Origin of the sequence: Morganella morganii H1r (assembly GCF_000633515.1) — a bacterium.
GTDB lineage: Bacteria > Pseudomonadota > Gammaproteobacteria > Enterobacterales > Enterobacteriaceae > Morganella > Morganella morganii_B.
Genome location: NZ_AYMP01000018.1, coordinates 168,429 through 183,369 on the forward strand (window position 1 = coordinate 168,429; position 14,941 = coordinate 183,369).

At 53.9% G+C, this 14,941-nt stretch carries 14 protein-coding genes; 10 read left to right on the forward strand and 4 right to left on the reverse strand.

The genetic code is table 11. From position 1 onward, the window contains the following. Positions 1-39 precede the first annotated feature (39 nt). Both corC and lnt read left to right on the forward strand, forming a co-directional pair. Positions 40-930, forward strand: a complete 891-nt coding sequence (corC, locus tag U868_RS0112075; RefSeq protein ID WP_004235612.1) for a CNNM family magnesium/cobalt transport protein CorC — start codon at positions 40-42, stop codon at positions 928-930. Beyond that, on the forward strand, positions 927-2,480 hold the full coding sequence (gene lnt, locus U868_RS0112080) for an apolipoprotein N-acyltransferase (RefSeq protein WP_025153518.1): 1,554 nt from the start codon (positions 927-929) through the stop codon (positions 2,478-2,480). Before corC ends, lnt begins: the two co-directional genes overlap by 4 nt. 71 nt (positions 2,481-2,551) lie before the next feature. Here the strand turns inward: lnt and U868_RS0112085 are convergent, their stop codons facing one another. The 4 genes from U868_RS0112085 to U868_RS0112100 are packed head-to-tail and all read right to left on the reverse strand — an operon-like array spanning position 2,552 to position 6,235. Continuing rightward, positions 2,552-3,049 carry a protein disulfide oxidoreductase gene (locus U868_RS0112085; RefSeq protein WP_025153519.1) on the reverse strand — a complete coding sequence of 166 codons (498 nt, stop codon included), beginning with the start codon at positions 3,047-3,049 and terminating at the stop codon, positions 2,552-2,554. Beyond that, positions 3,049-3,777 carry a DsbA family protein gene (locus U868_RS0112090; RefSeq protein ID WP_025153520.1) on the reverse strand — a complete coding sequence of 243 codons (729 nt, stop codon included), beginning with the start codon at positions 3,775-3,777 and terminating at the stop codon, positions 3,049-3,051. Before U868_RS0112090 ends, U868_RS0112085 begins: the two co-directional genes overlap by 1 nt. Further along, a complete protein-coding gene (locus U868_RS0112095) occupies positions 3,774-5,810 on the reverse strand; it encodes a protein-disulfide reductase DsbD domain-containing protein (protein WP_025153521.1) in 2,037 nt (678 codons plus the stop codon). The genes U868_RS0112090 and U868_RS0112095 overlap by 4 nt, the downstream gene beginning before the upstream one ends. Before the next feature lie 56 nt (positions 5,811-5,866). Continuing rightward, entirely contained in the window at positions 5,867-6,235 is a 369-nt protein-coding gene (locus U868_RS0112100; protein ID WP_025153522.1) for a hypothetical protein, read from the reverse strand. 424 nt (positions 6,236-6,659) lie between these two features. Here U868_RS0112100 and U868_RS0112110 point away from each other — a divergent pair, with 424 nt between their 5' ends. The 8 genes from U868_RS0112110 (at position 6,660) to nadD (ending at position 14,941) form a co-directional block, all read left to right on the forward strand. Next, complete coding sequence (locus U868_RS0112110; protein ID WP_024474175.1) at positions 6,660-7,562, forward strand: glutamate/aspartate ABC transporter substrate-binding protein; 903 nt, start codon at positions 6,660-6,662, stop codon at positions 7,560-7,562. Between the two features lie 198 nt (positions 7,563-7,760). Then, positions 7,761-8,498, forward strand: coding sequence for an amino acid ABC transporter permease (locus U868_RS0112115; RefSeq protein WP_004235603.1), 738 nt, complete (start codon positions 7,761-7,763; stop codon positions 8,496-8,498). Beyond that, positions 8,498-9,175 carry a glutamate/aspartate ABC transporter permease GltK gene (gene gltK, locus U868_RS0112120; RefSeq protein ID WP_025153523.1) on the forward strand — a complete coding sequence of 226 codons (678 nt, stop codon included), beginning with the start codon at positions 8,498-8,500 and terminating at the stop codon, positions 9,173-9,175. Before U868_RS0112115 ends, gltK begins: the two co-directional genes overlap by 1 nt. Continuing rightward, positions 9,172-9,897, forward strand: coding sequence for an amino acid ABC transporter ATP-binding protein (locus tag U868_RS0112125; RefSeq protein ID WP_025153524.1), 726 nt, complete (start codon positions 9,172-9,174; stop codon positions 9,895-9,897). The genes gltK and U868_RS0112125 overlap by 4 nt, the downstream gene beginning before the upstream one ends. 216 nt (positions 9,898-10,113) lie before the next feature. After that, positions 10,114-12,696, forward strand: coding sequence for a leucine--tRNA ligase (gene leuS / locus U868_RS0112130; RefSeq protein ID WP_025153525.1), 2,583 nt, complete (start codon positions 10,114-10,116; stop codon positions 12,694-12,696). Between the two features lie 13 nt (positions 12,697-12,709). Then, positions 12,710-13,264 carry an LPS assembly lipoprotein LptE gene (lptE, locus tag U868_RS0112135; protein ID WP_025153526.1) on the forward strand — a complete coding sequence of 185 codons (555 nt, stop codon included), beginning with the start codon at positions 12,710-12,712 and terminating at the stop codon, positions 13,262-13,264. Then, positions 13,261-14,304 carry a DNA polymerase III subunit delta gene (gene holA / locus U868_RS0112140; RefSeq protein ID WP_025153527.1) on the forward strand — a complete coding sequence of 348 codons (1,044 nt, stop codon included), beginning with the start codon at positions 13,261-13,263 and terminating at the stop codon, positions 14,302-14,304. The genes lptE and holA overlap by 4 nt, the downstream gene beginning before the upstream one ends. After that, on the forward strand, positions 14,285-14,941 hold the full coding sequence (gene nadD, locus U868_RS0112145) for a nicotinate-nucleotide adenylyltransferase (protein WP_025153528.1): 657 nt from the start codon (positions 14,285-14,287) through the stop codon (positions 14,939-14,941). The genes holA and nadD overlap by 20 nt, the downstream gene beginning before the upstream one ends.

The following is a 14,941-nucleotide window of genomic DNA, read 5'->3' on the forward strand; positions in this document are numbered from 1 at the left end:
GGCATCTTTCATTAAATCGGGGAATATAAAAAAACCGCCATGAGCGACGACCATCCATCGGGTAGTGATACACCGAACCAGAAAAAGGGTTTCTTTTCTCTGCTGCGCCAGCAACTGTTCCACGGCGAGCCAAAAAGCCGTGAAGACCTCGTTGAGGTCATCCGTGATTCCGAACAAAATGCACTGATCGATCCTGACACCCGCGACATGCTCGAAGGGGTGATGGATATTTCTGATCAGCGTGTCCGCGATATCATGATCCCGCGTTCACAAATTGTGACTCTCAAGCGCAATCAGACACTCGACGAGTGCCTGGATGTCATTATTGACTCTGCCCACTCCCGCTTTCCGGTGATCAGCGAAGACAAAGATCACATTGAAGGCCTGCTGATGGCAAAAGATCTGCTGCCGTTTATGCGCAGTGATTCCGAAGAGTTCAGTATTGATAAAGTCCTGCGCCAGGCGGTTGTTGTGCCGGAAAGTAAGCGTGTTGACCGTCTGCTTAAGGAGTTCCGCTCCCAGCGCTATCATATGGCGATTGTGATCGATGAATTCGGCGGCGTCTCCGGACTTGTCACTATCGAAGACATTCTGGAGTTAATTGTCGGCGAAATTGAGGATGAATACGATGATGAGGATGACGTGGATATCCGTCAGCTCAGTCTGCACTCCTATTCTGTCCGCGCCCTCACTCAGATAGAAGATTTTAACGATGCATTCGGCACCCGTTTCAGTGATGAAGAAGTGGATACCGTCGGCGGGCTGGTGATGCAGGCTTTCGGGCATCTGCCGACCCGGGGGGAAACCATTGAGATTGACAACTATCAGTTCAAAGTTGCGATGGCGGACAGTCGTAAAATTATCCAGTTACATGTTAAGATTCCGGACGATGCTCCAATCCCGTCTTTAGATGAAGATAATCTGACATGATAAAATCACCTCATGGTTTACGCCAGTGGCCGCGTCTGCTGCTGGCACTGATTTTCGGGGCCGGCGGAACGCTGGCCTTTTCGCCTTTTGATCTCTGGTATTTCTCGCTGCCCGCACTGGCCGCTCTGCTGCTGCTGACCCTCAACCGGACAGGCAAACAGGCTTGTGCTATCGGTTTCGCCTGGGGGCTGGGCTTATTCGGCAGCGGCGTAAACTGGGTGTATGTCAGTATCGCGGATTTCGGCGGTATGCCGGAAATCGCCAACCTGTTCCTTGTTGTCCTGCTGGCCGCCTATCTGGCGCTCTATCCGATGCTGTTTGCCGGTCTGCTGGCGAAATGCTTCCCGCACGCCACTGTCTGGCGTCTGGTGATTGCCGCCCCGGCACTCTGGCAGCTCACTGAATTTTTACGCGGCTGGGTGCTGACCGGCTTCCCGTGGCTGGAATTCGGCTATACCCAGATTGACGGCCCGATGCGCGCACTGGCGCCAATCCTGGGTGTCAATGCTATCACCTTCCTGCTGATGGTGATAAGCGGGCTGATCGCCCTTTCACTCTCTCAGCGCCGTATCCGCCCGCTGCTCCCGGCACTGGTGCTGCTGTTTGCGCCGTGGCTCGCCCGCAACTACCAGTGGTATCAGATGAACAACGACCCGACCCAGGTCGCGCTGGTACAGGGAAATATCGCCCAGTCCCTGAAATGGGAACAGGGTATGCTGGATAAAACGCTGGGTATCTATCTCAAAGAAAGCCGCCCGTACTTCCGCCCTGATACCCTGATTATCTGGCCGGAATCCGCTATTCCGGATTTTGCCGCCAGTCAGTCTGCGTTCCTGGATCAGCTCAACGGCCTGCTGACACTCAGCGGCGCTCAGCTGATCACCGGTGTGGTGGATGCGGTCCCGAAAGCGGACGGCAAAGAGTACGATGTTTACAACACCCTGATTGTGCTGGGTAATAAAAGTGAATACGACAGCCGGGATACAAACCGCTATTACAAACATCACTTAGTACCGTTCGGGGAGTTTGTGCCGCTGGAAGATTTACTGCGTCCGCTGGCGCCGTTCTTTAACCTGCCGATGTCCGCTTTCAGCCGCGGGGGTTATATCCAGCCGCCGCTGACCGCCGGAAAAATGACACTGACCGCCGAAATTTGCTATGAAGTGATCCTCGGGGAACAGGTGCGCCGCAATATGACCGATAAAACCGGTGTGCTGCTGACCGCCTCCAATGATGCCTGGTTCGGCCGCTCCATCGGCCCGTGGCAGCATTTCCAGATGGCACGGATGCGTGCGCTGGAGCTGGGACGTCCGCTGCTGCGCGCCACCAATAACGGTATTACCGCCATTGTTGCGCCGGACGGCTCTGTCACTGCTCAGCTGCCGCAGTTCACACAGGCCACCCTGAGTGCCACGGTGACCTCAGCGTCAGGCTTCACGCCGTATTACCGTATGGGCACCTGGCCGGTCTGGGGTGCCACCGTTATCTTCCTGGGTCTTGCTCTGATAAAACGCAGAAAGAGCACAGAACGCGGCCTGCATTTTCGCTGATACAAAAATATTCCGCAGATAAAAAAATCCCGCCGTGATTGCTCACGGCGGGATTTTTATTTTCAGACTGATTATTTTGCCAGCCACAGCCTGGCCATCATACCCAACCGGCTGGTCCAGCCGCTGGTATAACTGACTATCTCCCCTTTGTGATAAATCACAAAGGTCGGCGTGACATTCACACCCCAGAGCTGAGAGATACGGCCATCCGGATCATTAATCACCGGAAAATAGTAATCTTTTACTGCCATCCCTTTCGCCAGCCGGTCATCGTCACCGGAGCGGATAGCAACTGTCACCACATTATAGCCGGACTCAGACAGTTCGCTGACTGACGGTGAGGTCAGTTTGCAGATCCCGCACCAGGATGCCCAAAAATAGACCAGTAACGGTTTTTCCGCACTCATCTGCGCAATGGACACCGGTGTGCCGTCTGTCAGTGTCAGTGAAGGCACCGTATTTAAATCCGGTGCCTGCGGTTTGCGCCAGTAGTCCATCGCCTGTGACGCAATAAATAAAATCACCAGCAGCAGGAAAAATTCCTTTCCCCATCTGCGCAGTAACCGCATTATTTAACCTTAGCCAGCTGTTCCTTAATAATGGCATCCAGCTGTGCTTCATCCACGGCACCCGGCAGCATCACGTCACCAATCAGGGTCGCAGGGGTTCCCTGAACACCTAATTGTTCCGCCAGCATCATGTTCATACGCATGGTATTCATACTGTTATCAGTGACTTTCACATCACCCGCTTTCGCGGTTTTCAGTGCACTGTTGATATCATCCTGAGTCAGTGCAGTTTTTTTCTGCATCAGGCGGTTATGCAGCGGTGCGAATGCTTCCGGCTTGCTTTCCCACACAGAGAGAGCGGCGCGGCTGGCATTCAGGGAACTTTCCCCTTTGAACGGCAGCAGTTTGAAGACTACCGCCACGTCAGGGTATTTTTTCACCATCGCTTCCAGCTGCGGATCAAAACGTTTGCAGTACGGACAGTTATAATCGGTGAAAGATACAATGGTCAGCTTCGGTGATTTTGAACCGATACGCGGCGTGTACTTATCATTAAACAACGCGTCAGCATTCGCCTTAACGGCATCTTTCATCTGTGCAGTCTGTTTTTCGGTCTGTTTTTGCTGAAGTGCCGCAATCGCTTCTTCCAGAATTTCAGGGTTTTTGACCAGCGTGTCACGAACCAATTCACGCACCTGCGCTTCCTGGTCAGCGGTAAAAGCGGCCGCGTGAGCTGTGGCTGTAAAGATAAGCGGAGCAATCATTAAAGCCGCGAGTGTTTTTTTCATGGTTCAATTCCTTGTGACTGATTTAACAGATGTAAGAGTGTTTCTTTATCCAGCAATGGTGACAAGATTTCACCATCAGGTAAAGCGGGGCCGTAAATCTGATTAAACGGTACTGCCAGATGCCCGCGTTTCTGTAAAAACGCATTAATATCCGGTGACGGTTTGGTCCAGTCCCCGCGCAGTGCGACAACATCCGGTTCACGGAGTGCGTCCTGAACATCATCCCGTAATAATACATTGTATTTGTTTGCTTTGCAGGTTACGCACCATTCGGCGGTCACATCCACAAAAACCCGTTTCCCCTGAGAAAGCGCGGTAGTCACCGCCTCTTCCGTCAGCGGCTGCCAGTCCACCTGATCACGGACCAGGCTCTGCTGCCGGTCATCCGTCATATTGATACCGGCCCAGACACCACCGGCCACCAGCAGTGCCACCAGCGCCGCCGTTCCGCGCTTAATACCGGTACGGCGGAAAGCCAGCAGCGCAAGTACCAGCAGCACGACCCCCACCATCACCGCAGCGGTTTCCGGCCCGGTGTGCGGGATCAGCAGGCTGATCAGCCACAGTGCTGTAATAAACATCATGGCACCCAGCACCAGACGCAGACCGTTCATCCAGCGGCCCGGTTTCGGCAGGGCTCTGGCAATTCCCGGAAATGCGGCGATCAGCAGCCACGGCAGACTCATCCCCAATCCCAGTGCGGTAAAGATCATCCACAGCTGTGAATACGGAGCCACCAGCGCAAACGCAACGGCAGTACCGAGGAACGGCGCGGTGCAGGGGGTCGCCAGCAGCGTGGCAAACATACCTTCCATAAAGTGGCCGCGCATCCCTTTGCCGCCCGCTGTCGCCAGTTTTGTGGTTGCATTACTGCTCAGACGGATAGAAAAAACACCGAACAGATTGGCGCTGAACAGTAAGGTTACCACCACCATAAAGCCGAGGAACCACGGGTTCTGGAACTGAATACCCCAGCCGACCGCACTTTGTGTCAGACGTAATACCGACACCAGCGCCGCGAGGATCCAGAAGGAGACCATAATACCGGAGGAGGAGACCAGGAACTGGGTGCGGATCATCCGCCGTTCGCGGTTTTCCACATACAGCACAGCGCCGAGTTTCATCGCCAGCACCGGCAGAACACACGGCATAACGTTGAGGATCAGCCCGCCCAGCAATGCAAACAGTAACAGCATGATAAAAGAGGTATCACTGCCGGATGCGGCCGCAATATCCGGCCCGCTGCCGATCACCGTGGTGAGCGCCTGCGCTGCCGGGCCGTCTGTCACAACGACCGACAGCGGTTTTCCGTTCAGATCTGACGGCACTTCCCCCCAGTCATCCGTTACGTTAACGGTGGCGGTGAGGTTATCCCCGGAAAGGGTAAATGACGGTGCGGCAAAAATGGTGTCTTTATCGGCATTAAAAAACAGCTGCGGATCCTGCCAGCCGCCCGGGCGGTGCAGTACCATCGTCAGCGTCCCGCCGTTTATCCGGCTGCCGCCGACAGTGATATCACCACCGGTCTGCGGAACCTGCTGCATCGCCATCACATACTGCCGATCAAAATCGTCCGGTGCAGGTTCAGACGTATCCAGTGAGACCGGATAATCGGTCAGGATACAGACATTACTGCATGTGGATAAGGTCAGTGTTCCGCTGAGCGCCTGCAGCGCCGGAGCCGCCGTGACTTCCAGCGGGAACACCACACTGCCGCCGTAGCCCTGAGTGGAGAGCCCGGCGACGTCAAAACGCTGCGGTGCGGGCCAGAACCACTGTGTATCAGCGGATGTCTCCTGCCATGTCAGTTCAGGGGCAACGCCCCCCTCACCCGGTGACTGCCAGTAGGTTTTCCAGCCGGGTTGTAACTCAACCGCCAGCAGCAGACGCAGTTTTCCGTCTTTCCACTGATCTGATGTGACTCTGACACGGGCGTGATCATTGTGCGGCATTTCGATCCAGCCGGTATCAGCCGCATGCACCGTGGTCAGCGTGAACAAAAACAGCACAAATGCTGTTAATACAGAACGCATAATTTTTTCATCTCCGAATTAAGCAAAAAACCCGACAATATAAAGCGTGCCGGTTGCTAATCCCTCATCACACAGAAATGGAGATGCCTGCGCAGCCGCATCGGCGGGATATGCTGACGCCATGAGCGCGAACGGTAACGGACAGGAACAATCACCGCCGTCATGACGAAGAAAAGAAGGGCAAAAAAGAGAGGTTCTGCCGGGAACTGCGGCACCGTACTCAGCGATTTGGCACTGATATCACAGGTACCGCCGGGATTGGCGCTGCCGGTTTCCGCATCACTGAGCAGCACCGGCGTGGTAAAATCCGCAGACGGGCTCAGACTGATGCGCGGCGCACCAGATACCCGTTGTGTCAGACACAACAGGATAAAGAATAATGTGAAAAACAGCAGCAGATAACCCTGCCTGCGTTGCTTCAGCATAGCCCGCTCCCCGATAGTTACCGCTTATCTTACACAGCCTGTGATTTCAGACAACCGGATAACCATAACTTTACACATTTAACCGCAATATGATGTTTTCACCGTACAGCCGGATTGTTACAACAGCGGATTATGACGCAATAACACTTCTCGGCCGTAACAGCATCCCGCCCGGCAGCAAAAACAACCATAAATAGGCTGATAATCACGACAATTACAGCATATAAAACCAAACCAACCAAAAATATCATAATTTAATATGAGCGTACGTTCTGTGTGTAATTTGCACATCTTTATCGGACAGAGTGAGAGGGATCTCCCGATTTAAAACAAATTAACTTCCATTAATTAACAATTATGTTCTATTTTTAACAACACAACCACAAGAGCAACACACGTCCTTACACCGTTTCCCGAAAAGGAGTTGTTTATGCGCAAGTTAGTTTTGTCTGTCCTGGTCACCGGAGCCGCGCTTGCCAGTGCGGCGGTTTCTGCTGAAGAACTGGCCGGTACACTGAAAAAAATCAATGACAGCGGCGTGATTGTTGTCGGTCACCGCGAATCCTCCGTGCCCTTCTCTTATTATGATAACCAGCAAAACGTGGTCGGATATTCCCAGGATTACTCCAACCATATTGTTGATGCAGTGAAAAAGACCCTGAATAAACCGGATTTACAGGTCAAACTCATCCCGGTCACTTCCCAGAACCGCATCCCGCTGTTACAGAACGGCACATTCGATTTTGAGTGCGGCTCCACTACCAATAACCTGGCGCGCCAGCAGCAGGCCGCTTTCTCCAACACTATTTTTGTGGTCGGTACCCGTCTGCTGACCGGTAAAGACTCCGGCATCAAAGACTTTGCCGATCTCGCCGGGAAAAACGTGGTGGTGACATCCGGTACCACGTCTGAAATGCTGCTCAACAAACTCAATGATGAGAAGCAGATGAAAATGCGCATTATCAGCGCCAAAGATCACGGAGATGCCTTCCGCACTCTGGAGTCCGGTCGTGCGGTCGCCTTTATGATGGATGATGCCCTGCTGGCCGGTGAGCGCGCCAAAGCGAAAAAGCCGGATAACTGGGTGATTGTCGGCACACCGCAGTCCGAAGAAGCCTACGGCTGTATGCTGCGCAAAGATGATCCGCAGTTCAAAGCGCTGATCGATAAAACTGTTTCTGATGCACAAACCTCCGGTGAGGCTGAAAAATCCTATACCCGCTGGTTCAAACAACCGATTCCGCCTAAGAATCTCAACCTGAACTTTGAATTATCCGATGAAATGAAAGGGCTGTTCAAAGCGCCGAATGACAAGGCGTTTGAATAATCACCACGACGGCTGACAGCCTGACCGGCTGCGCCGTCCGGACTGCGGATATAACTAAGACCGCCGCACCCGCGTTCACAACTGACGCGGGCGCGGACGATAAACCGCAGTCCGTTGCATGCAAATACACTGTCTGTCCGGTAACCACTGGTTATCCGTCTTATACAGGGAGTTCGTTCTTTTACCGGGAGCCGCGCTATGTCAGCTAACTGGGACTGGGGCATCTTTTTTCAGCCCGCCCCCTTCGGCAACACCACTTACCTCGGCTGGATCCTGTCCGGCCTGAAGGTCACTGTGCTGCTGTCAATCTGTGCCTGGATTATCGCCTTTCTGGTGGGATCCCTGTTCGGTATTCTCCGTACGGTACCGAATAAGTTTCTCTCCTCACTCGGCACCATTTATGTGGAAATTTTCCGTAATGTGCCGCTGATCGTCCAGTTCTTCACCTGGTATCTGGTGATCCCGGAGTTCCTGCCGTCGTCCCTGCGCGACTGGTTTAAAATGGATCTCGACCCGAATATCCAGTTCTTTATTTCCTCCACCCTCTGTCTGGGGCTGTTTACCGCCGCCCGTATGACCGAACAGGTACGTGCCGCCATTCAGTCGCTGCCGCGCGGCCAGAAAGCCGCCGGATTGGCAATGGGGCTGACACTGCCGCAGACTTACCGCTATGTGCTGCTGCCGAATGCCTACCGCGTTATTATTCCGCCGATGACATCGGAAATGCTCAATCTGGTAAAAAACTCCGCGATTGCCTCCACTATCGGGCTGGTCGATATGGCCGCACAGGCCGGGAAGTTACTGGATTACTCTGCCAGAGCTTATGAGTCCTTTACCGCAATCACCCTCGCCTATGTCGGCATCAACGTTATTATTATGCTGGCCATGCATTTACTGGAAAAACGGGTGCGTCTGCCCGGGACAGGAGGCCACTGATGTACGAATTTGACTGGAGTTCAGTGATGCCGGGTATGCCGTTCCTGTTACAGGGGCTGGTTATTACGGCGAAAATCACGGTTACAGCGATTGTTGTCGGCATCCTGTGGGGCACGATACTGGCCATGATGCGCCTGTCATCCATAAAGATTGTGAGCTGGCTGGCTGCTCTCTATGTGAATGCTTTCCGTTCCGTTCCGCTGGTGATGGTGCTGTTGTGGTTCTATCTGATTGTGCCTAACTTAGTCCAAAATGTTCTTGGCATATCACCAAAAACAGATATCCGTCTGATCTCAGCTATGGTAGCGTTTTCCCTGTTTGAAGCTGCGTATTATGCTGAAATTATCCGCGCCGGGATTCAGAGTGTGTCACGGGGACAAACTTCCGCCTCACTCGCCCTCGGGATGACCAAAATGCAGACCATGCGTCTGGTGGTGCTGCCGCAGGCATTCCGCGCGATGATCCCGCTGCTGCTGACCCAGGGAATTGTCCTGTTCCAGGATACCTCGCTGGTGTATGTGCTCAGCCTGACCGATTTCTTCCGCACCGCCAGCAATATCGGCGAACGTGACGGAACACAAATCGAGATGGTGCTGTTTGCGGGTGCGGTATATTTTGTTATCAGCTTTGGTGCGTCAATGCTGGTTAATTATCTCAAGAGAAGGACTGTGTCATGATCTCCCTGAAAAATATCTCCAAATGGTACGGTCAGTTCCGTGTCTTAACCGACTGCTCGACCGACGTCAAAAAAGGGGAAGTGGTTGTGGTGTGCGGCCCGTCCGGCTCCGGTAAATCCACGCTGATAAAAACCGTCAACGGCCTTGAGCCGGTGCAGCAGGGCGAAATTTTCGTCAATGATATTCAGGTGAATGACAAACGCACCAATCTGGCGAAACTGCGCTCCAAAGTCGGCATGGTCTTCCAGCACTTTGAGCTGTTCCCGCACCTCTCCATTGTGGAAAACCTGACCCTGGCACAGGTAAAAGTGCTGGGGCGCGATAAAGCGGCAGCAAAAGAAAAAGGGCTGAAACTGCTGGAGCGTGTCGGGCTGTCTGTCCATGCGGATAAATTCCCGTCCCAGCTGTCCGGCGGACAGCAGCAGCGTGTGGCTATCGCCCGCGCCCTGTGTATGGATCCTGTCGCCATGCTGTTTGATGAGCCGACATCTGCCCTCGACCCGGAAATGATCAACGAAGTGCTGGACGTGATGGTTGAACTGGCACACGAAGGCATGACAATGATGGTGGTCACCCATGAAATGGGCTTTGCCCGTAAAGTGGCGGATCGCGTGATTTTCATGGATGAAGGCAAAATCGTCGAGGACAGCAAAAAAGAGGATTTCTTTGCCAACCCGAAATCCGATCGTGCCAAAGATTTTCTGGCCAAAATTCTGCACTGATGTTCTGACCGGCCGGTCACAGACCGGCCTTTCTTCTTCTCTTTGTCATTCCCCTGCTTTTTTCATCCCTTTACGCCCTTAACTGTTGTTCCCTCAGGGGCATATCGGCTATGCTAACGGGTCAGAAATTAACGAAACCCAATATTTTCATGCTGTCCGCCCGGTCTGGTTGTCAGTCCGTGTCCGGCAGTTCATCACCACAGGAATACCGGTGCCATGCAAGAACAATATCGTCCCGAAGACATAGAGCAACAAGTCCAGAGTCACTGGCAGGAAAAACAAACATTTAAAGTGACTGAAGATAACAGTAAAGAAAAATACTACTGCCTGTCTATGCTGCCATACCCTTCAGGACGACTACACATGGGTCACGTGCGTAACTACACCCTGGGTGATGTGATGTCACGTTACCAGCGCATGCTGGGTAAAAACGTCTTACAGCCGATTGGCTGGGATGCGTTCGGTCTGCCTGCGGAAGGCGCTGCGGTAAAAAATAACACCGCTCCAGCACCGTGGACCTACGCCAATATCGAATACATGAAACAGCAGCTGAAAAAGCTGGGTTTCGCCTACGACTGGGATCGCGAAGTCACCACCTGTACGCCGGAATATTACCGCTGGGAACAGTGGTTCTTCACCAAACTGTATGAAAAAGGTCTGGCATATAAGAAGACTTCCGCCGTGAACTGGTGTCCGCATGACCTGACGGTTCTCGCCAACGAACAGGTTATCGACGGCTGCTGCTGGCGTTGTGACACCCCGGTTGAGCGCAAAGAGATCCCGCAGTGGTTTATCAAAATCACCGCTTACGCCGAAGAACTCCTCAATGATCTGGATACGCTGGAAGACTGGCCGGAGCAGGTCAAAACCATGCAGCGCAACTGGATCGGCCGTTCCGAAGGGGTGGAAATCACCTTTGATGTCGCGGACAGCACCGAAAAACTGAGTGTCTACACCACCCGCCCAGATACCTTTATGGGTGTCACTTATCTGGCGGTGGCGGCGGGTCATCCGCTGGCACAGCAGGCTGCGCAGAACAATCCGGAACTGAAAACCTTTATCGACGAGTGCCGTAATACCAAAGTGGCCGAAGCTGAAATGGCCACGATGGAGAAAAAAGGCGTGGCAACCGGTATGTTTGCCATTCACCCGCTGACCGGCGAAAAAGTTCCGGTCTGGGTCGCCAACTTTGTTCTCATGGAATACGGTACCGGCGCCGTGATGGCCGTTCCGGCGCACGATCAGCGCGACTGGGAATTTGCCACCAAATACGGTTTATCAATCAAACCGGTCATTCTGGGTGAAGACGGCAACGCACCGGATATCAGTGAAGCGGCAATGACCGGCAAAAACACCCTGTTCAACTCCGGTGAATTTGATGGTCTGAATTACACCGCCGGTTTTAACGCGATTGCGGACAAACTGGTGGCACTCGGTGTCGGTGAGCGCAAAGTAAACTACCGCCTGCGCGACTGGGGGGTTTCCCGTCAGCGTTACTGGGGCGCACCAATCCCGATGGCAACCCTGGAAGACGGCACCGTGGTACCGGTTCCGGAAGATCAGTTACCGGTTATCCTGCCGGAAGATGTGGTCATGGACGGTATCACCAGCCCGATTAAAGCCGATCCGGAGTGGGCAAAAACCACCATCAACGGTCAGCCTGCACTGCGTGAAACCGATACCTTCGATACCTTTATGGAATCCTCCTGGTATTATGCCCGTTACTGCTGCCCGGACTATGACAAAGGCATGCTGGACCCGGCGGCGGCCAACTACTGGCTGCCGGTCGATCAGTATATCGGTGGTATCGAACACGCGATTATGCACCTGATGTATTTCCGCTTCTTCCACAAACTGATGCGTGATGCCGGTCTGGTGAACTCAAATGAGCCGGCGAAAAACCTGCTGTGTCAGGGCATGGTACTGGCCGATTCCTTCTATTATACCGACACTGACGGCCACCGTGTGTGGGTGTCTCCGGAAGAGGCCATTCTTGAGCGTGATGATAAAAACCGAATCATCAAGGCAACAGATAAAGAAGGCCGCGAGCTGGTTCACACCGGCATGAGCAAAATGTCAAAATCGAAGAACAACGGCGTTGATCCGCAGATTATGGTGGAAAAATACGGCGCGGATACCGTTCGTCTGTTTATGATGTTTGCGGCACCACCTGAACTGACCCTCGAGTGGCAGGAGTCCGGCGTGGAAGGCGCGAACCGCTTTATCCGCCGTGTATGGCGTCTGGTGTATGAGCATGTTCAGAAAGGCAAAACCGCGCCGCTGGATATCAGCAGCCTGACACCGGAACAGAAAGATCTGCGCCGCTCACTGCACAAAACCATTGCCAAAGTCAGCGATGACGCAGGCCGCCGTAAGCAATTCAACACTGCCATCGCGGCGATTATGGAACTGCTCAATGAACTGCAGCGCGCACCTCAGGAAACGGAGCAGGATCGTGCACTGATGCAGGAAGCGCTGGATGCGGTTATCCGTATGCTGTCTCCGATTATCCCGCACGCCGGGTTCACCCTGTGGAAAGCGCTGGGTCACGAAACGGATGTGGATGATGCACAGTGGCCGGTCGCCAGCGAAGAAGCAATGATTGACGATACCAAACTGATTGTTATCCAGATCAACGGTAAAGTCCGCGGTCGTATCACGGTTGCCGCCGATGCGGAGCAGGATGCTGTTATGGCGCTGGCCTCGCAGGAAGCGAATGTGGCGAAATACCTCGAAGGCGTGAGTGTTCGCAAAGTCATTTATGTGCCGGGTAAATTACTGAACCTGGTCGTGGGTTAATTAAGGAGATATCGTGCGACATCGCATTATTACGCTGTTGCTCGGGCTTGCGGTGCTGGTCACCGCAGGCTGCGGCTTTCATCTGCGCGGCACCACGCAAATCCCGCCTGAACTGCAGAAACTGCAAATCAGCACCGGTGATCCGTATGGCGAGCAGACCCGTGCTATCCGCCAGCAACTGCTGCTGAATAACGTTCAGATTATTGAAAGCGGTGATGCCACCATCCCGGTTCTGAAGATCACCAGTTCTTCCGAAGACTCGGAAGAGACGGTATCTATTTTCCAGGACGGTAAAGCCGCTGAGAAAGAACTGGTTTATTACCTGAATGCCCAGGTCATTATGCCGAACGGGTCGGTCTATCCGATCAACGTCCGCGTTGACCGCTCATTCTTCGATAACCCGCTGGAAGCCCTCGCAAAAGATGCGGAAAAAGATATGATCCGCCAGGAAATGCGTGAGCAGGCCGCCGCCCGTCTGGTTCGTAAACTGCTGATTATCCAGCCGTCAGAACAGCAGAAACAGGCTGAAAATGCCGAAGCGGCTGAGATTGTCGCACCGAAGGCATGATAAAAGTTTCACCTGAGCAACTTATCACGCAGCTCCGTTCGGGGCTGCGTGAACGTTACCTCCTCTGGGGGAACGAACCGTTACTGCTCCAGGAATCCCGGGATGCTATCCGCCATGCGGCGCAGGAACAGGGATTTGACGAGCATTTCACCTTTTCACTTGAACAACATACTGACTGGGATGCGATTTTTTCTGTCTGCCGGTCACTCAGTCTGTTTGCCGGACGGCAGACACTCACCCTGTATCTGCCGGAAAACGGCCCCAATGCCGCGATGGGCGAACAGCTTCTCCGGCTGGCCGGGCAGTTGCATCCCGATCTGCTGCTGATACTGCGCGGCCATAAACTGACCAAAGCCCAGGAAAACAGTGCCTGGTTTAAAGCACTGGCACAGGATGGCGTGTATATCGCCTGTATGACACCGGATCTGAACCGCCTGCCGCAATGGGTTACCGCGCGGGCCGCATTGTTACAGCTGCAGCCGGATGAACAGGCTGTCCGCCTGCTCTGCTATTGCTACGAAGGCAATCTGCTGGCGCTGTCACAGGCACTCTCCCGGCTGGCGCTGATCTATCCCGACGGCAAACTCACCCTGCCCCGCGTGGAAGCAGCGGTGAATGATGCGGCACACTTTACCCCGTATCACTGGGTGGATGCCCTGCTGGCCGGCAAAAGTAAACGCGCCTGTCATATCCTGACTCAGCTGCTGGCGGAAGATAACGAGCCGGTGATCCTGCTGCGCACCGTCCAGCGGGAAGTGATGCAGTTACTGACATTACAGCGTGAAAGCCGAAACCAGCCGCTGCGTACCCTGTTTGACAAGCACCGCATCTGGCAGAACCGCCGCGGTATGATAACCGATGCACTGGATCGCCTTGATGCGCATACCCTGCAGGTGGCGATATCGCTGATCACCCGTATTGAAATCCGTCTCAAGCAGGATTACGGACAATCCGTAAGTGATGACTTACTGACACTGACACTGCTCCTGAGCGGTAAAGCACACACAGGACAGATCCTCTATGACGAACAACGCGGATAACCGGATTCTGGCGCTGTACGGCGGCACATTTGACCCGATCCACCAGGCGCACATCAATACCGTGAAAGCCATGGCGGCGGAAGCCGGTCTGGAACAGGTCATTTTACTGCCGAACAATGTCCCGCCGCACCGTCCGCAACCGAAAGCGGATGCGCAACAGCGGCTGATGATGGCACAACTGGCTGTTAACGGCGATCCGCTGTTCCTGGTGGACGACCGCGAACTGCGCCGCGATGCCCTCTCCTATACCGTGGAAACACTGCGTCAGTACCGGGCAGAAATTGGTTCACGGCGGCCGCTGGCTTTTATTATCGGGCAGGATTCCCTGCTCACGATTGATACCTGGCATGAATGGGACAAGATCCTGACCCTGTGCCATATCCTGGTCTGCAAACGGCCGGGGTATTCGCTCGATTTTCCGTCCGAACAGCTGGCCGACTGGTTTGTGCAGCATCTGGTCACCACGCCGGAAAGCCTGCATAAACGACCGTGCGGTTATATTTTCCTGGCTGATACACCACTGTTTCCGATTTCTGCCACCAATATCCGCGAACGGCTGAAAAACGGCGAGGACTGCAGCGATCAGCTGGCTCCCGCCGTTCAGAACTACATTCTGGCACAGGGACTGTACCGCTGA